General features: G+C 62.7%; 14 protein-coding genes. 13 read left to right on the forward strand and 1 reads right to left on the reverse strand.

What is annotated here, in order from left to right; translation table 11 throughout:
- The first annotated feature begins 23 nt into the window (after positions 1 to 23).
- The 11 genes from NP534_RS11700 to astE all read left to right on the forward strand — a co-directional run bounded on the left by NP534_RS11700 (position 24) and on the right by astE (position 11,200).
- Positions 24 to 713 carry an ABC transporter permease gene (locus NP534_RS11700; protein ID WP_033699572.1) on the forward strand — a complete coding sequence of 230 codons (690 nt, stop codon included), beginning with the start codon at positions 24 to 26 and terminating at the stop codon, positions 711 to 713.
- Positions 710 to 1,408, forward strand: a complete 699-nt coding sequence (locus NP534_RS11705; protein ID WP_274098793.1) for an ABC transporter permease — start codon at positions 710 to 712, stop codon at positions 1,406 to 1,408. The genes NP534_RS11700 and NP534_RS11705 overlap by 4 nt, the downstream gene beginning before the upstream one ends.
- 22 nt (positions 1,409 to 1,430) lie before the next feature.
- On the forward strand, positions 1,431 to 2,195 hold the full coding sequence (gene aotP, locus NP534_RS11710; protein ID WP_186657974.1) for an arginine/ornithine transport ATP-binding protein AotP: 765 nt from the start codon (positions 1,431 to 1,433) through the stop codon (positions 2,193 to 2,195).
- A 102-nt stretch (positions 2,196 to 2,297) separates the two neighbouring features.
- Entirely contained in the window at positions 2,298 to 3,278 is a 981-nt protein-coding gene (gene argR, locus NP534_RS11715; RefSeq protein ID WP_274098794.1) for a transcriptional regulator ArgR, read from the forward strand.
- 264 nt (positions 3,279 to 3,542) lie between these two features.
- Positions 3,543 to 4,763 carry an acetylornithine transaminase gene (locus NP534_RS11720; protein WP_274098795.1) on the forward strand — a complete coding sequence of 407 codons (1,221 nt, stop codon included), beginning with the start codon at positions 3,543 to 3,545 and terminating at the stop codon, positions 4,761 to 4,763.
- Positions 4,764 to 4,905: 142 nt separating this feature from the next.
- Complete coding sequence (gene aruF, locus NP534_RS11725) at positions 4,906 to 5,925, forward strand: arginine/ornithine succinyltransferase subunit alpha (protein ID WP_047583454.1); 1,020 nt, start codon at positions 4,906 to 4,908, stop codon at positions 5,923 to 5,925.
- A gap of 86 nt (positions 5,926 to 6,011) precedes the next feature.
- Positions 6,012 to 7,040 (forward strand): arginine N-succinyltransferase, encoded by a 1,029-nt coding sequence (gene astA / locus NP534_RS11730; protein WP_033699564.1) that lies wholly within the window; start codon positions 6,012 to 6,014, stop codon positions 7,038 to 7,040.
- The gene (gene astD / locus NP534_RS11735; RefSeq protein WP_274098796.1) at positions 7,041 to 8,504 is read left to right on the forward strand and encodes a succinylglutamate-semialdehyde dehydrogenase; all 1,464 of its coding nucleotides are present in this window, start codon (positions 7,041 to 7,043) and stop codon (positions 8,502 to 8,504) included. It begins immediately after the preceding gene.
- A 23-nt stretch (positions 8,505 to 8,527) separates the two neighbouring features.
- Positions 8,528 to 9,877, forward strand: a complete 1,350-nt coding sequence (gene astB, locus NP534_RS11740; RefSeq protein ID WP_274098797.1) for an N-succinylarginine dihydrolase — start codon at positions 8,528 to 8,530, stop codon at positions 9,875 to 9,877.
- 14 nt (positions 9,878 to 9,891) lie between these two features.
- Positions 9,892 to 10,182, forward strand: a complete 291-nt coding sequence (locus NP534_RS11745; protein ID WP_033699561.1) for a topoisomerase II — start codon at positions 9,892 to 9,894, stop codon at positions 10,180 to 10,182.
- A gap of 10 nt (positions 10,183 to 10,192) precedes the next feature.
- Complete coding sequence (astE, locus tag NP534_RS11750; RefSeq protein WP_274098798.1) at positions 10,193 to 11,200, forward strand: succinylglutamate desuccinylase; 1,008 nt, start codon at positions 10,193 to 10,195, stop codon at positions 11,198 to 11,200.
- A 5-nt stretch (positions 11,201 to 11,205) separates the two neighbouring features.
- Here astE and NP534_RS11755 read toward each other — a convergent pair whose 3' ends face one another.
- Complete coding sequence (locus NP534_RS11755) at positions 11,206 to 12,042, reverse strand: hypothetical protein (RefSeq protein WP_274098799.1); 837 nt, start codon at positions 12,040 to 12,042, stop codon at positions 11,206 to 11,208.
- Between the two features lie 423 nt (positions 12,043 to 12,465).
- Here NP534_RS11755 and alaS point away from each other — a divergent pair, with 423 nt between their 5' ends.
- Both alaS and NP534_RS11765 read left to right on the forward strand, forming a co-directional pair.
- Positions 12,466 to 15,090 carry an alanine--tRNA ligase gene (alaS, locus tag NP534_RS11760; RefSeq protein WP_274098800.1) on the forward strand — a complete coding sequence of 875 codons (2,625 nt, stop codon included), beginning with the start codon at positions 12,466 to 12,468 and terminating at the stop codon, positions 15,088 to 15,090.
- Between the two features lie 84 nt (positions 15,091 to 15,174).
- The gene (locus tag NP534_RS11765; RefSeq protein WP_033699557.1) at positions 15,175 to 16,410 is read left to right on the forward strand and encodes an aspartate kinase; all 1,236 of its coding nucleotides are present in this window, start codon (positions 15,175 to 15,177) and stop codon (positions 16,408 to 16,410) included.
- Positions 16,411 to 16,416: the final 6 nt, after the last annotated feature.

Raw genomic sequence — 16,416 nt, forward strand, 5'->3', positions numbered from 1 at the left:
TTCTTTAGGTCGAGGACCTCATCATGTTGAAAGGCTACGGGGCAGTCATCCTCGACGGGGCGTGGCTGACGCTGCAGCTCGCCCTGTCGTCGATGGCCCTGGCCATCGTGCTCGGCCTGATTGGCGTGGCGCTGCGCTTGTCGCCGGTGCGCTGGCTGGCCTGGTTGGGCGATATGTATGCCACGGTGATCCGTGGTATTCCGGATTTGGTACTGATCCTGCTGATCTTCTACGGCGGGCAGGACATCATCAACCGGGTAGCGCCGCTGTTTGGCTACGAAGACTACATCGACCTGAACCCGCTGGCTGCGGGCATCGGCACCTTGGGCTTCATCTTTGGCGCGTACCTGTCGGAAACCTTCCGCGGTGCCTTCCTCGGCATCCCCAAGGGCCAGGCCGAAGCCGGCGTGGCCTATGGCATGAGCAACCTTCAGGTGTTCTTCCGCATCCAGGTGCCACAGATGATCCGCCTGGCCATTCCGGGCTTCACCAACAATTGGCTGGTGCTGACCAAGGCCACGGCGCTGATCTCGGTGGTCGGCCTGCAGGACATGATGTTCAAAGCCAAGCAGGCGGCTGACGCCACCCGCGAACCCTTCACTTTCTTTCTGGCGGTGGCGGCCATGTACCTGGTATTGACCAGTGTCTCGCTGCTGGCCTTGAAGTATCTTGAAAAACGCTACTCGGTGGGCGTCAAGGTGGTTGAACTATGATCTTCGACTACAACGTGGTGTGGGAGGCCATGCCGCTGTACCTCGGCGGGCTGCTGACCACCCTCAAGCTGCTGGCGCTGTCACTGTTCTTCGGCCTGCTCGCAGCAGTTCCGCTGGGCTTGATGCGGGTGTCCAAGCAGCCGCTGGTCAACCTCAGTGCCTGGCTGTACACCTATGTGATTCGCGGCACGCCGATGCTGGTGCAGCTGTTTCTGATCTACTACGGCCTGGCCCAGTTCGAAGCGGTGCGCGCGAGTATCTTCTGGCCAATGCTGTCCAGTGCCACCTTCTGCGCCTGCCTGGCCTTTGCCGTCAACACCAGTGCCTACACCGCGGAGATCATCGCCGGCAGCCTCAAGGCCACGCCCCATGGCGAGATCGAGGCGGCCAAGGCCATGGGCATGTCGCGCATGAAGATGTACCGGCGCATCCTGCTGCCGTCGGCCTTGCGTCGGGCGCTGCCGCAGTACAGCAACGAAGTGATCATGATGCTGCAGACCACCAGCCTTGCCTCGATCGTTACCCTGATCGACATCACTGGCGCGGCGCGCACGGTCAATGCCCAGTACTACCTGCCTTTCGAGGCCTACATCACGGCGGGCGTGTTCTACCTGTGCCTGACCTTCATCCTGGTGCGCCTGTTCAAGATGGCCGAACGCCGCTGGCTCGGCTACCTGGCGCCGCGCAAGCACTGACCGCTCTGTGAGAATCGACAGCATGTACAAACTCGAAGTCCAAGACCTGCACAAGCGCTACGGCAGCCATGAAGTGCTCAAGGGTGTGTCCCTGGCGGCCAAGGCCGGCGATGTGATCAGCATCATCGGCTCCAGCGGTTCGGGCAAGTCGACCTTCCTGCGCTGCATCAACCTGCTGGAGCAGCCCCACGCCGGCAAGATCCTGCTCAACAACGAAGAGTTGAAGCTGGTCGCCGGCAAGGATGGTGCGCTCAAGGCGGCCGACCCGCGTCAGTTGCAGCGCATGCGCTCGCGCCTGTCGATGGTGTTTCAGCATTTCAACCTGTGGTCGCACATGACCGCGCTGGAAAACGTCATCGAGGCCCCCGTGCACGTGCTCGGGATGAACAAGAAAGAGGCCCTGGAAAAGGCCGAGCACTACCTGGCCAAGGTCGGTGTCGCCCACCGCAAGGATGCCTTCCCGGGGCACATGTCCGGTGGCGAGCAGCAGCGCGTGGCGATTGCCCGTGCCCTGGCCGTGGAGCCTGAGGTGATGCTGTTCGACGAACCGACCTCGGCGCTCGACCCCGAGCTGGTGGGTGATGTGCTCAAGGTCATGCAGGCGCTGGCCCAGGAAGGCCGGACCATGGTGGTGGTGACCCACGAGATGGGCTTTGCCCGCGAGGTGTCGAACCAGTTGGTGTTCCTGCACAAGGGCCTGGTGGAAGAGACCGGTTGCCCGCGCGAGGTGCTGGCCAACCCGCAATCGGAGCGGCTTAAGCAGTTCCTCTCCGGCAGCCTCAAGTAAAGAACGCTGCATCTTTGCACCAGAATAGGGCATGCTGCGCAGCGAGCGCAGCCTGACCCTGCGCCACAGACTCGAACGACCCCAGGTTTCGGACCGCACCCTATGACCACCCAGCGAATCGGTTTTCTCATCTGGCCCAGCACCAAGCCCTTGACCCTGGCGCTGGCCGAGGAAGTGTTGCAGGTGGCCCAACGCGTGCATCCGGATGTGGTCTACGAATTAGCCTTTCTTCAGGCCGAGCCTGCTGTCGAAGGTGCCTGGCGCCTGCCGGGCGAGCCGTGGAATGGCCGCCTGGAGGGCTGTCAGAAGCTCTTGTTGCTGGCCGACGAGCCACCGCAGGCCGTCGGATCGGTGCTGTCGACCGCGCTCAAGCAGCTGGCGCGAAGTGGTTGCATGATCGGTGGCTTGTCTGCCGGTGTGTATCCGCTGGCCCAGCTTGGCCTGCTCGACGGGTATCGTGCGGCGGTGCACTGGCGCTGGCAGGACGATTTTGCCGAGCGCTTCCCCAAGGTCATCGCCACCAGCCACCTGTTCGACTGGGACCGTGACCGCCTGACCGCCTGTGGTGGCATGGCCGTGACTGACCTGTTGCTGGCCGTGCTGGCCCGTGATCATGGTGCGGAGCTGGCCGGGGCGGTGTCTGAAGAGCTGGTGGTCGAGCGTATCCGCGAGGGGGGCGAGCGTCAGCGTATTCCGTTGCAGAACCGCCTGGGCTCCAGCCACCCCAAGCTGACCCAGGCCGTATTGCTGATGGAAGCCAACATCGAAGAGCCGCTGACCACCGACGAGATCGCCCAGCATGTGTGCGTGTCGCGTCGGCAGTTGGAGCGCATCTTCAAGCAGTACCTGAACCGGGTGCCCAGCCAGTATTACCTCGAGCTGCGGCTTAACAAGGCGCGGCAAATGCTGATGCAGACCAGCAAGTCGATCATCCAGATCGGCTTGTCGTGCGGGTTCTCCTCGGGGCCGCATTTTTCCAGTGCGTACCGCAATTTCTTTGGTGCGACGCCGCGCGAAGACCGCAATCAGCGGCGTAACAGCAGCCCGTTCGAGTTGAGTTCGGCGCCTGCCGAGAAGGGTTGACGCTTGTCTGACGGTGCAGGCCCCACGAATGGGTCGGTGCCGGCAGCATCCAATCCCGGTGTGAACACCCGTTCACCCAGCCACCCACTCCCGTTACACTGCGCGATTGCGACAGTGTTTGTCGCATTGCCGAAAGCCTGGGTAAAACAGGGTTTTGCGCTGTAACAAGTTGTCGCTTGGCCGCAAGGACAGGCGCCCATCAGTCCTTACAATCCCCCCATCGCTCGCCACTTCCAGGCCAGCGTTCCTCTTCAGGAGACTCAGATGTCCGTTGAGCAAGCCCCGGTGCAACGTGCCGATTTCGACCAGGTCATGGTCCCCAACTATTCGCCGGCGGCCTTCATTCCTGTGCGAGGCGAGGGTTCCCGAGTCTGGGACCAGTCGGGTCGCGAGCTGATCGACTTCGCTGGCGGTATCGCCGTCAACGCCCTGGGTCACTGCCATCCGGCCCTGGTCAAGGCGCTGACCGAGCAGGCCAACACCCTCTGGCACGTATCCAACGTCTTCACCAACGAGCCGGCGCTGCGCCTGGCCCACAAACTGGTGGACGCGACCTTTGCCGACCGAGCCTTCTTCTGCAACTCCGGTGCCGAAGCCAACGAGGCCGCCTTCAAGCTGGCCCGTCGCGTTGCCCATGACCGTTTCGGCCCTGAAAAGCACGAAATCATCGCCACCGTGAACAGCTTCCACGGCCGCACCCTGTTCACCGTCAGCGTTGGCGGCCAGCCAAAGTATTCCGACGGCTTCGGGCCGAAGATCACCGGCATCAGCCATGTGCCGTACAACGACCTGGAAGCGCTCAAGGCACAGATTTCCGACAAGACCTGCGCCGTGGTGATCGAGCCGATCCAGGGCGAGAGCGGTGTGGTCCCGGCCGACAAGGCTTACCTGGAAGGCGCACGCACGCTGTGCGATGAGCACAATGCACTGCTGATCTTCGACGAAGTGCAGACCGGCGTCGGCCGTACTGGTTCGCTATATGCCTATCAACACTACGGTGTGACCCCCGACATCCTGACCAGCGCCAAGAGCCTGGGCGGCGGTTTCCCGATCGGCGCCATGCTGACCACCACCGAGTTGGCCAAGCACCTGGCTGTCGGCACCCACGGCACCACTTATGGTGGCAACCCGCTGGGCTGCGCCGTTGCCTGCGCCGTGCTGGACGTGATCAACACCCCGCAAACCCTGGCCGGCATCAAGGCCAAGCATGAGCGCTTCAAGGCTCGTCTGGAGCAGATCGGGCAGAAGTACAGCCTGTTCACCCAGGTGCGTGGCGTTGGCCTGCTGATCGGTTGCGTGTTGACCGACGCCTGGCAGGGCAAGGCCAAGGACGTGCTCAACGCCGCCGAGAAAGAAGGGGTGATGGTGCTGCAAGCCGGCCCGGACGTGGTGCGTTTCGCGCCTAGCCTGGTGGTTGAAGATGCCGACATCGATGAAGGCCTGGACCGCTTCGAGCGCGCCGTGGCCACACTGACCCAGGGCTGATTCGCCTGCGGTCCTGTCGTCGGCCCTGAAGGGGCCGGCGATACCTGAATTCCAGCGCGGGCGCGTGCTTGCAGTGTCAATCGCGCGCCCGCCGTTTTTTCGTGCCGCCGTAAGCGGCCCGCTTTACCAAAGGAGTGACACCATGCTGGTGATGCGCCCCGCGCAAATGGCTGACCTGAACGAAGTGCAGCGCATGGCTGCCGACAGCCCCATTGGTGTCACCTCGCTGCCGGACGATTCTGCCCGTCTGGGCGACAAGATCGCCGCGTCGGAAACCTCCTTCGCCGCCGAGGTCAGCTTCAATGGCGAAGAAAGCTACTTCTTCGTGCTCGAAGACAGCGTCACCGGCAAGCTTGCCGGCTGTTCGGCCATCGTCGCCTCGGCCGGCTACTCCGAGCCGTTCTACAGTTTCCGTAACGAGACCTTCGTGCACGCCTCGCGCGAGCTGAAGATCCACAACAAGATCCATGTCCTGTCGCTGTGCCATGACTTGACCGGCAACAGCCTGCTGACCAGCTTCTACGTCTTGCCTGAACTGGTCGGCAGTGGCTGGGCCGAGCTCAACTCGCGTGGCCGCCTGCTGTTCATGGCCGCGCACCCGGAGCGCTTCGCCGACTCGGTGGTAACCGAGATCGTTGGCTACAGCGATGATCAGGGCGAATCGCCATTCTGGGATGCCATAGGCCGCAATTTCTTCGACCTCAACTACGCCGACGCCGAGCGCCTGTGCGGGTTGAAGAGCCGCACGTTCCTGGCCGAGCTGATGCCGCACTACCCGATCTATGTGCCGCTGCTGCCCGACGAAGCCCAGGAAGCCATGGGCCAGGTTCATCCGCGGGCGCAGATCACCTTCGACATCCTGATGCGTGAAGGTTTCGAGACCGAGCACTACATCGACATCTTCGACGGCGGGCCGACCTTGCATGCGCGGGCTTCGGGCATTCGCTCGATTGCCCAGAGCCGTGTGGTGCCGGTCAAGCTTGAAGATGCCCCGGTCAAGGGCGGGCGCCCGTACCTGGTATGCAACGGCCAGTTGCAGGACTACCGCGCAGTGTTGCTGGAGCTCGACTGGGTGCCCGGCAAACCGGTCAGCCTGGGGCGCGATGCGGCCGACGCCCTGGGCATTGGTGAGGGTGGCAGTGTGCGTCTGGTTGCCGTCTGAGGCGCGAGCTTGCGCACACAGTTCGAAACAGCAAGCTCGAAACGAAGCGTTTCGCGGTGGCAGAGGTCGCCGCTCAAGGAGATAGCATGATCGTTCGTCCCGTACGCAGCAGCGATTTACCCGCGCTGATCGAACTGGCTCGCAGCACCGGTACCACCGGGCTGACCACGCTGCCGGCCAACGAAGAACGCCTCGGGCATCGCGTGGGTTGGGCCGAGAAGAGCTTCCGTGGTGAAGCCGAACGTGGCGATACCGACTACCTGTTCGTGCTGGAGAATGACGAAGGCATGGTGGTGGGCATCAGCGCCATCGCCGGTGCCGTCGGCCTGCGTGAGCCCTGGTACAACTACCGGGTCGGCCTGACCGTCAGCGCCTCGCAGGAGCTGAACATCTACCGCGAGATCCCCACCCTGTTCCTGGCCAACGACCTGACCGGCAACTCCGAACTGTGCTCGCTGTTCCTGCGGAGCGACTACCGCTCTGGCCTCAACGGCCGCTTGCTGTCACGCGCACGCATGCTGTTCATCGCCGAATTCCCGGAGCTGTTCGGCAAGAAGATCATCGCCGAGATGCGCGGCATGTCCGACGAGCAGGGGCGTTCGCCGTTCTGGGAAAGCCTGGGCCGGCACTTCTTCAAGATGGAGTTCAGCCAGGCCGACTACCTGACCGGGGTGGGCAACAAGTCGTTCATCGCCGAGCTGATGCCCAAGTTCCCGCTTTACACCTGCTTCCTGTCCGAGGCGGCGCGCAATGTGATCGGCCGTGTGCACACCGACACCGAGCCTGCGCTGGCCATGCTCAAGCAGGAAGGGTTCAGCTACCAAGGCTACGTCGACATCTTCGACGCCGGCCCTGCCATCGAATGCGAGACCGCGAAAATTCGCGCCGTGCGCGAAAGCCAGACCCTGGTGCTGGCGGTCGGTACCCCCGGCGATGACGCGACGCCTTACATCATCCACAACCGCAAACGCGACGACTGCCGCATCACGGCCGCGCCCGCACGCCTGGCGGCAGGCACTCTGGTGGTCGACCCGCTGACCGCCAAGCGCCTGCGCATGGGGGCTGGCGACAACGTGCGTGCCGTGCCGCTGTCGGCTAGCCGGGAGGCCCAGTAAATGACCACGCATTACATCGCCGGCAACTGGCAGGCCGGCCAGGGCGCCGCCCTGCAATCGCTCAACCCGGTGAGCCAGGCCGTGGTCTGGGAAGGGCAGGGTGCCGATGCCAGCCAGGTTGATGCCGCCGTGCGGGCCGCTCGCCAGACCTTTCCGGCCTGGGCACAGCTGAGCCTGGAAGCGCGTATCGACGTGCTGGAAAAATTCGCCGAACAGCTGAAGCAGCATGCCGACGCGCTGGCGCATTGCATCGGTGAAGAAACCGGCAAGCCGCTATGGGAGTCGGCGACCGAAGTCACCAGCATGGTCAACAAGGTGGCGATTTCGGTGCAGAGCTACCGCGAGCGGACCGGCGAAAAAAGCGGCCCGCTGGCCGATGCCACCGCCGTGTTGCGGCACAAGCCACATGGTGTGGTGGCGGTGTTCGGGCCTTACAACTTCCCGGGCCACTTGCCCAATGGGCATATCGTGCCGGCACTGCTGGCGGGCAACTGTGTGGTGTTCAAGCCCAGCGAGCTGACGCCCAAGGTTGCCGAGCTGACCGTCAACTGCTGGATCGCTGCCGGGCTGCCCGCCGGTGTGCTCAACCTGGTGCAGGGCGGGCGCGAAACCGGTGTGGCGCTGGCGGCCAACCCAGGGATCGACGGGCTGTTCTTCACAGGCTCCAGTCGCACCGGCAACCTGCTGCACCAGCAGTTCGCCGGGCGCCCGGACAAGATCCTTGCGCTGGAGATGGGCGGTAACAACCCGCTGGTGGTGGACGAGGTCAAGGACCTCGACGCTGCGGTGTACACCATCATCCAGTCGGCATTCATTTCCGCTGGCCAGCGCTGCACCTGCGCGCGTCGCCTGCTGGTGCCGCAAGGGGTCTGGGGCGATACGCTGATCGCGCGGCTGGTCGAGGTGTGCAGAAGCATCACGGTGGGCGCCTTCGATCAGCAGCCAGCGCCGTTCATGGGCTCCGTGATTTCGCTGCAGGCGGCCCAGGCGCTGATTGCAGCCCAGGCCGACCTGGTGGGCAAGGGCGCTGTGAAGTTGCTGGAGATGACCCAGCCGCAGGTCGACGCCGCACTGCTGACGCCTGGCATCCTCGATGTCAGCGCCGTTGGCGGGCGCCCTGACGAAGAGTTCTTCGGCCCGTTGCTGCAGGTGATTCGCTACACCGACTTCGATGCCGCCATCGATGAGGCCAACAACACCCAGTACGGCTTGGCCGCCGGGTTGCTCTCCGACTCCCGCGCGCGCTACCAGTATTTCTGGCTGCGCAGCCGGGCGGGCATCGTCAACTGGAACAAGCAGCTGACCGGTGCCGCCAGCAGCGCGCCGTTCGGTGGCGTCGGCAACAGCGGCAACCACCGCGCCAGTGCCTACTACGCAGCCGATTACTGCGCTTACCCCGTGGCCTCGCTGGAGACCGCCAGCCTCGCCTTGCCGGCAACCCTGACGCCGGGCGTCACCCTATAACAAACGGTCTCGGAGCCTAGCCGATGAAATCCTACGAAGTGAATTTTGATGGCCTGGTGGGGCCAACCCACAACTATGGCGGCTTGTCCTACGGCAATGTGGCTTCGCAGAGCAACAGCCAGCAGTCGTCCAACCCGCGCGAAGCCGCGCGCCAGGGCCTGGCAAAAATGAAAGCCCTGGCCGACATGGGCTTCAAGCAGGGCGTGCTGGCCCCGCAGGAACGGCCAGACGTGACCGCGCTGCGCCGCCTGGGCTTCTCTGGCAGCGATGCCGAGGTGATCCAGCGCGCAGCCAGAGAAGCCATGCCCTTGCTGGTCGCCAGTTGCTCGGCGTCGAGCATGTGGGTGGCCAATGCCGCCACGGTAAGCCCCAGTGCCGATACGGCCGATGGCCGCGTGCATTTCACGGCCGCCAACCTCAACTGCAAGTACCACCGCAGCATCGAGCACCCGACCACCAGCCGTGTGCTGGGTGCGATGTTCGCCGATGACAGGCACTTCGCTCACCACCCGGCGTTGCCGGCGGTGGCGCAGTTCGGCGACGAGGGGGCGGCCAACCACACACGCTTCTGCCGTCGCTACGGCGAAGCGGGCGTCGAATTCTTCGTCTACGGCCGCAGCGCGTTCGACAGCCGCTACCCCGCGCCGCAGAAGTACCCGGCGCGCCAGACCCTGGAAGCGTCCCAGGCCGTGGCCCGGCTGCATGGCCTGAGCGACGACGGCGTGGTCTACGCTCAACAGAACCCGGCCGTGATCGACCAGGGCGTGTTCCACAATGACGTGATTTCGGTGGGTAACGGCGAGGTGCTGTTCTACCACGAAGACGCCTTCCTCGAGACCGATGCGGTGCTTGGCCAGCTGCAAGCTAAACTGGCCAGTAAGGGTGGCAACTTCCAGGCCATCCGTGTGCCGCGTGCGGCAGTGGCGGTGGAGGACGCGGTGCGTTCCTACCTGTTCAACAGCCAGCTGCTCAGCCGTGATGACGGCTCCATGCTGTTGGTGGTGCCGGAGGAATGCCGTAGCAACGAGCGGGTCTGGGCGTATCTTGGCCAGTTGACCCAGCAGGGCGGCCCGGTCAGCGAGGTCAAGGTGTTCGACCTCAAGCAAAGCATGCAGAACGGCGGAGGCCCTGCTTGCCTGCGTCTTCGCGTAGCGTTGAAGGAATCGGAACTGGTGGCGGTCAATCCAGGCGTTATCATGACCGCGCCGCTGTACGACACGCTGCTGCAGTGGGTAGACAAGCATTACCGCGACCGCATGGGCGAAGCGGACCTTGCCGACCCACAATTGTTGGTCGAATGCCGTACGGCACTGGATGAGTTGACTCAGATTCTGCAATTGGGTTCGGTCTATCCGTTCCAACGCCAACCTTGAAGAGAGACTAAGTAATGACCGATGCCCTGCGCCTGATCCTCGAAGACGAAGACGGCACCCAGCTGGAAACTTCCTGCACCCGTTTTGCCGTTGTCTGGCAAGGCAAGGAAGTGTGGATTCAGCAGGACGGCCGCGGCCAGTTGCTGATTGGCGTGGATGTCGAGGAAGACGACACCGAGTACGCCAACCTGCTGCTGCGCCCGATGGCCACCAACCTGGTCAGCCTGCAGCTGGAAATGGAGCCGGCTGAAGTCGCTGACGGCGACGATCACGTCCATGGCCCCGACTGCGGCCACCAACACTAAGGAAGTGCCTATGCTCGCCCTCGGCAAATTGCTTGAGCTGACCTTGACCGATCACGAACCGGCCGAGAAGACCCAAGTTACACCCAAGGGCGTGCGTTTGCGCTGGCTGGGGGAGGGCGCACTCGAAGTGCGCCCGACCGAGGCTGAAGATTGCGGGCTCGACCTGCTGTTGTCGGCCGGCATCCATGGCAACGAAACAGCGCCGATCGAATTGCTCGAACGGCTGCTGCATGGCGTGGCCAATGGCAAGATCAAACCACGCGCGCGGGTGTTGTTCCTGTTCGGCAACCCGGCGGCCATCCGCAAGGGCGAGCGCTTCATCGAGCAGGACATCAACCGCCTGTTCAATGGCCGTCACGAGCTTTCCAGTGGTTTCGAGGCGCTGCGCGCCGCGGAGCTTGAGCAGTTTGCCCGGGTGTTCTTCAGCAAACCCGAGCGCATGCGCTTGCATTACGACCTGCATACCGCCATCCGTGGCTCGAAGATCGAGCAGTTCGCCCTGTACCCCTACAAGGAGGGGCGCAAGCATTCACGTCGAGAGCTGGCGCGCCTGGCAGCAGCTGGCATGGAGGCGGTGCTGCTGCAGAGCAAGTCGTCCATCACCTTCAGTGCATTCACCTATGAGCAGCTCGATGCCGAGGCGTTTACCCTGGAGCTGGGCAGGGCGCGGCCGTTCGGGCAGAACGAAGAGGTCAACCTGGACAAGCTGGAAGAGCGCCTGATCCAGATCATCGAAGGCACCGAACCCGAGGCGCAAGACTCGCTCGATGGCCTGAAACTGTTCAGCGTCGCCCGCGAGATCATCAAGCACAGCGAGGGCTTTCGCCTGCACTTGCCGGCGGATATCGAAAACTTCTCCGAGTTGAGCAAAGGTTACCTGTTGGCTGAAGACCTGGCCGAGATGCGCTGGGTAGTCGAAGAGGAGGGTGCGCGCATCATCTTCCCCAACCCCAAGGTCAGGAATGGCCTCAGGGCAGGGATTCTCATCGTGCCTGATGAAGGGCGTAGTCTGTCCTGAACCGGTCAGTCGGCTGACGTTGGGGCAGGGGCCAGCATGTCTGGTGCCAGTGCGTCATAGGCCTGCTGCAGGATTCTCGCCAACGTGGTCAGTCCGTCGAGGCCGCTAGCGTCATAGGGGTCGTAAAGCACAGTGGTGTAGCTGCCCGGCAGCAGATGTGAATACTTGGCAGGGATCACGCGTTGCAGGTCAAAACCCGGGCCCTGTTGCGGCGGCCCGGCATGGCGCTGCATGAGCACGATATCAGGCACGCTGGCGTACTGTTGGCGCGCTGTATCCAGAAGCCGCTTGAGTTCGGGGTAGCCCGGCAGAAGGGCCAGCTGTTCGAAGACGCGTGCCAGGAACTGTGGGGTGCCGTAGAGGTACAGGTTTTCGATGGCGGTAATTTCAAAATGCCTGTCCGGGTCGGCGCTGGCGTCAATGCGCAGAGGGCACGTGACGCCAGCGCCAATCGTTTCTGGCAGCGCTGTGCCCATGAACAGCAAATGAAGCCGCTGCTCAGGTGAGGCCTGCTGAATGATGAACGACTCGCCTTCGACTTCCAGGGTGATATCGCTGCCCTGGCTCAATTTCACATTGGCGGTCCTCAACCAGACCAGAATCTCGTCCAGGTTACCGACGCTTTCCTCGTCATCGATGGCCTCGATGACCCTGCGCTGAAAATGTACCAAGGGCGCCTTGTAGAGATCGAACAGCTCGTAATTGAAATACACCCGTGAGTCGCCGAGCCCTGAAGGCGATGGGTTGTCATAGTCGATGGCTTCATCCATTTCGCCGAAACCGGCGCCTTTGCTTCTGTCATTACCGTCCACGCGCTGCGCAGTTACTGCATTGGTAGTCATGTGCATGTGCTCTTGGGAAATGGCTGGCCAGACTAGGCATAAGCGCAGGACACAGGGCGCTACACAGATAGCGCTGAGTCATTCTCCAGTGTGCTATGCAGGTGCCGCTTGCCGGTCGGCGCGGCCAACCCGCCGCAAGTGAGAGCGTTGGTTTGGATCCGATTTCGAATGAAAACCTTTTAATTCACCGTCTATTCCATTTTCCCTTCCCTTCGGCCGTAATGGGCTTGCCAGTGGCGAAAGGCTGCAATTAGCATCCGGTCATGTCATTTTCGTTTGCAACCGCCTGAAAACCGTCTAATCGACGTTTTCCATCGCATAAACACACTGCACCGAGCTTGCAGGACCGATATAATGCGGCCCTTTGCCGTCGTTTCGTCGACGCGTTTGCCCACCAGGGCCGCCGTTTCCGTGGAAGAACCTATGAAAAGCGCAGAAATCCGTGAAGCCTTCCTTCGCTTCTTCGAGGAGCAGGGGCACACCCGAGTCGCCTCCAGCTCCCTGATTCCGGGCAATGACCCGACCCTGCTGTTTACCAACGCCGGCATGAACCAGTTCAAGGACTGCTTCCTCGGCCAGGAAAAACGCGCCTACACCCGCGCGGTCAGCAGCCAGAAGTGCGTACGCGCCGGCGGCAAGCACAACGACCTGGAAAACGTCGGCTACACCGCGCGCCACCATACGTTCTTCGAGATGCTGGGCAACTTCAGCTTTGGTGACTATTTCAAGCGTGACGCGATCACCTACGCCTGGACCTTCCTGACCTCGGACAAGTGGCTGAACCTGCCCAAGGAAAAGCTCTGGGTCACCGTGTACGCCACCGATGACGAAGCCTACGACATCTGGACCAAGGAAATCGGCGTGCCGGCCGAGCGCATGGTGCGCATCGGTGACAACAAAGGCGCCCCGTACGCGTCCGACAACTTCTGGACCATGGGCGATACCGGCCCGTGCGGCCCCTGCACCGAGATCTTCTACGACCACGGTGCCGACATCTGGGGCGGCCCACCCGGCTCCCCGGAAGAAGACGGCGACCGTTACATCGAGATCTGGAACAACGTCTTCATGCAGTTCAACCGCACCGCCGATGGCGTCTTGCACCCGCTGCCAGCCCCGTCGGTAGACACCGGCATGGGCCTGGAACGGGTCAGTGCGGTACTGCAGCATGTTCACTCGAACTACGAGATCGACCTGTTCCAGAACCTGCTGAGCGCGGCGGCCAAGGCCATCGGTTGCAGCAATGACAGCCAGGCGTCGCTGAAAGTGGTCGCCGACCATATCCGTTCTTGCGGCTTCCTGATTGCCGATGGCGTGCTGCCGTCCAACGAAGGCCGTGGCTACGTGCTGCGCCGCATCATCCGCCGCGCTTGCCGCCACGGTAACAAGCTGGGTGCCAAGGGCAGCTTCTTCTACCAGATCGTTGCCGCGCTGGTGGCTGAAATGGGCGAAGCCTTCCCTGAACTGAAAAGCCAGCAGACGCATATCGAACGCGTGCTCAAGGCTGAAGAAGAGCAGTTCGCCAAGACCCTGGAGCAAGGCCTGCGCATCCTCGAGCAGGACCTGGCGCAACTGCAGGGTGACGTGGTCCCGGGTGACGTGGTGTTCAAGCTGTACGACACCTACGGCTTCCCCATGGACCTGACCGCCGACATCGCCCGCGAGCGCGAGCTGACCATCGACGAAGCCGGTTTCGAGCGCGAAATGGACGCCCAGCGTGAGCGTGCCCGCTCTGCCAGCGCCTTCGGCATGGACTACAACAGCCTGGTCAAGGTCGACACCGCCACAGACTTCCTGGGCTATACCACCACCGAAGGCCAGGCCAAGGTCATCGCCCTGTACAAGGACGGCCAGGCCGTCGAGCAACTGGGCGAGGGCGAACAGGGTGTGGTGATCCTCGATCGCACGCCGTTCTACGCCGAGTCCGGTGGTCAGGTCGGTGACTGCGGTTACCTGCAGGCTGGCGCCGTGCGCTTCGACGTGCGCGACACCACCAAGACCGGCGGTGCCTTCCTGCACCACGGCGTGGTGGCCAGCGGTGCGCTGAGCGTGGGTGTCGAGGTCGAGGCCAAGGTCGATGCCGATGTGCAGCACGCCACTTCGCTGAACCACTCGGCCACCCACCTGCTTCACGAAGCGCTGCGCCAGGTGCTGGGCGATCACGTACAACAGAAGGGCTCGCTGGTCGACAGCCAGCGCCTGCGTTTCGACTTCAGCCACTTCGAGGCGGTCAAGCCAGAGCAGATCAAGGCGCTGGAAGAGATCGTCAACCGTGAAGTGCGCCGCAACACTGAGGTGCTGACCGAGGTGACCGACATCGAAACCGCCAAGCGCAAAGGCGCCATGGCCCTGTTCGGCGAGAAGTACGGCGACACCGTGCGTGTGCTGAGCATGGGTGGCGATTTCTCGGTGGAGCTGTGCGGTGGTATCCATGCCAAGCGCACGGGCGATATCAGCCTGTTCAAGATCATCAGCGAAGGCGGCGTGGCCTCTGGCGTACGTCGTATCGAAGCGGTTACCGGCGCGGCTGCGCTGGCCTACCTGAACGCTGCCGAAGAGCAGGTCAAGGAAGCCGCGCAACTGGTCAAGGGTAATCGTGACAACCTGATCGACAAGCTGTCGGCTGTGCTCGAGCGCAACCGTCAGCTGGAGAAGCAGCTGGAACAGCTGCAGGCCAAAGCCGCCAGCGCCGCCGGGGATGATCTCTCCAATGCGGCCGTTGAGGTCAAGGGTGCCAAGGTACTTGCCGCTCGCCTGGATGGGCAGGATGGCAAGGCCCTGCTGGCCCTGGTCGATCAGCTGAAGAACAAGCTCGGCCACGCAGTGATCCTGCTGGGCAGCGAGCATGAGGGCAAGGTCGTGCTGGTGGCCGGCGTGACCAAAGACCTCTCCAGCCAACTCAAGGCTGGCGATCTGATGAAACAAGCCGCAGCAAAAGTGGGTGGCAAGGGCGGTGGCCGTCCGGACATGGCCCAGGGTGGCGGCGTCGACGTCGCTGCGCTGGACCAGGCCCTGGCGCTGGCCGTGCCGTTCGCAGAGCAGGGACTTTGAGATGAAGGGGCCGGCGGAGTCGCCGCCGGCCCCTTCATGTTGGATTGTTTTTTGGGGCCCTGTATGGGCTGAGGCACCATTGAAATGGCGTTGATCGTACAGAAATTTGGCGGCACCTCTGTCGGTTCCATCGAGCGGATCGAGCAGGTAGCCGAAAAGGTCAAGAAACACCGTGAGGCAGGCGACGACCTGGTGGTTGTGCTGTCGGCCATGAGCGGTGAAACCAATCGCCTGATCGATCTGGCCAAGCAGATCACCGATCAGCCGGTTCCACGTGAGCTGGATGTGATCGTGTCGACCGGTGAGCAGGTTACCATTGCCCTGCTGACCATGGCCTTGATCAAGCGTGGTGTGCCAGCGGTGTCCTACACCGGCAACCAGGTGCGTATTCTGACCGACAGCTCGCACAACAAGGCGCGCATCCTGCAGATCGACGACCAGAAGATTCGCAACGACCTCAAGGAAGGGCGCGTGGTCGTGGTTGCAGGCTTCCAGGGTGTCGACGAGCACGGCAGCATCACCACCCTCGGCCGTGGCGGCTCCGACACCACAGGCGTAGCCCTGGCGGCGGCGCTCAAGGCCGACGAATGCCAGATCTACACCGACGTCGATGGCGTCTACACCACTGACCCGCGCGTTGTGCCGCAGGCGCAGCGCCTGGAGAAGATCACCTTCGAAGAGATGCTGGAAATGGCCAGCCTCGGCTCCAAGGTGCTGCAGATCCGTTCGGTGGAGTTCGCCGGCAAGTACAACGTCCCGCTGCGCGTGCTGCACAGCTTCAAGGAGGGTCCAGGTACCCTCATTACCATTGATGAAGAGGAATCCATGGAACAGCCGATCATTTCCGGTATCGCCTTCAACCGTGATGAAGCCAAGCTGACCATTCGCGGCGTGCCGGATACCCCGGGCGTGGCCTTCAAGATCCTCGGCCCGATCAGTGCCTCGAACATCGAGGTCGACATGATCGTGCAGAACGTTGCGCACGATAACACCACCGACTTCACCTTCACCGTACACCGCAACGAGTACGAGAAGGCGCAAAGCGTGCTGGAAAATACCGCCCGCGAAATCGGTGCCCGTGAAGTGATCGGCGACATCAAGATCGCCAAGGTCTCGATCGTTGGCGTTGGCATGCGCTCCCACGCAGGCGTTGCCAGCCGCATGTTCGAAGCCCTGGCCAAGGAGAGTATCAATATCCAGATGATCTCCACCTCCGAGATCAAGGTGTCGGTAGTGATCGAAGAGAAGTACCTGGAGCTGGCCGTACGCGCGCTGCACACCGCGTTCGAGCTCGACGCTCCTGCCCGACAGGGCGAGTAAGGCGCT

Source organism: Pseudomonas sp. 39004, assembly GCF_028682155.1.
GTDB lineage: Bacteria > Pseudomonadota > Gammaproteobacteria > Pseudomonadales > Pseudomonadaceae > Aquipseudomonas > Aquipseudomonas capeferrum.

What these genes read in the sequence shown, in the direction of transcription:
- NP534_RS11700 (WP_033699572.1), top strand. Translation starts at nt 24, where the DNA reads ATGTTGAAAGGCTACGGGGCAGTCATCCTCGACGGGGCGTGGCTGACG.
- NP534_RS11705 (WP_274098793.1), top strand. Translation starts at nt 710, where the DNA reads ATGATCTTCGACTACAACGTGGTGTGGGAGGCCATGCCGCTGTACCTC.
- aotP (WP_186657974.1), top strand. Translation starts at nt 1,431, where the DNA reads ATGTACAAACTCGAAGTCCAAGACCTGCACAAGCGCTACGGCAGCCAT.
- argR (WP_274098794.1), top strand. Translation starts at nt 2,298, where the DNA reads ATGACCACCCAGCGAATCGGTTTTCTCATCTGGCCCAGCACCAAGCCC.
- NP534_RS11720 (WP_274098795.1), top strand. Translation starts at nt 3,543, where the DNA reads ATGTCCGTTGAGCAAGCCCCGGTGCAACGTGCCGATTTCGACCAGGTC.
- aruF (WP_047583454.1), top strand. Translation starts at nt 4,906, where the DNA reads ATGCTGGTGATGCGCCCCGCGCAAATGGCTGACCTGAACGAAGTGCAG.
- astA (WP_033699564.1), top strand. Translation starts at nt 6,012, where the DNA reads ATGATCGTTCGTCCCGTACGCAGCAGCGATTTACCCGCGCTGATCGAA.
- astD (WP_274098796.1), top strand. Translation starts at nt 7,041, where the DNA reads ATGACCACGCATTACATCGCCGGCAACTGGCAGGCCGGCCAGGGCGCC.
- astB (WP_274098797.1), top strand. Translation starts at nt 8,528, where the DNA reads ATGAAATCCTACGAAGTGAATTTTGATGGCCTGGTGGGGCCAACCCAC.
- NP534_RS11745 (WP_033699561.1), top strand. Translation starts at nt 9,892, where the DNA reads ATGACCGATGCCCTGCGCCTGATCCTCGAAGACGAAGACGGCACCCAG.
- astE (WP_274098798.1), top strand. Translation starts at nt 10,193, where the DNA reads ATGCTCGCCCTCGGCAAATTGCTTGAGCTGACCTTGACCGATCACGAA.
- NP534_RS11755 (WP_274098799.1), bottom strand. Translation starts at nt 12,042, where the DNA reads ATGACTACCAATGCAGTAACTGCGCAGCGCGTGGACGGTAATGACAGA.
- alaS (WP_274098800.1), top strand. Translation starts at nt 12,466, where the DNA reads ATGAAAAGCGCAGAAATCCGTGAAGCCTTCCTTCGCTTCTTCGAGGAG.
- NP534_RS11765 (WP_033699557.1), top strand. Translation starts at nt 15,175, where the DNA reads ATGGCGTTGATCGTACAGAAATTTGGCGGCACCTCTGTCGGTTCCATC.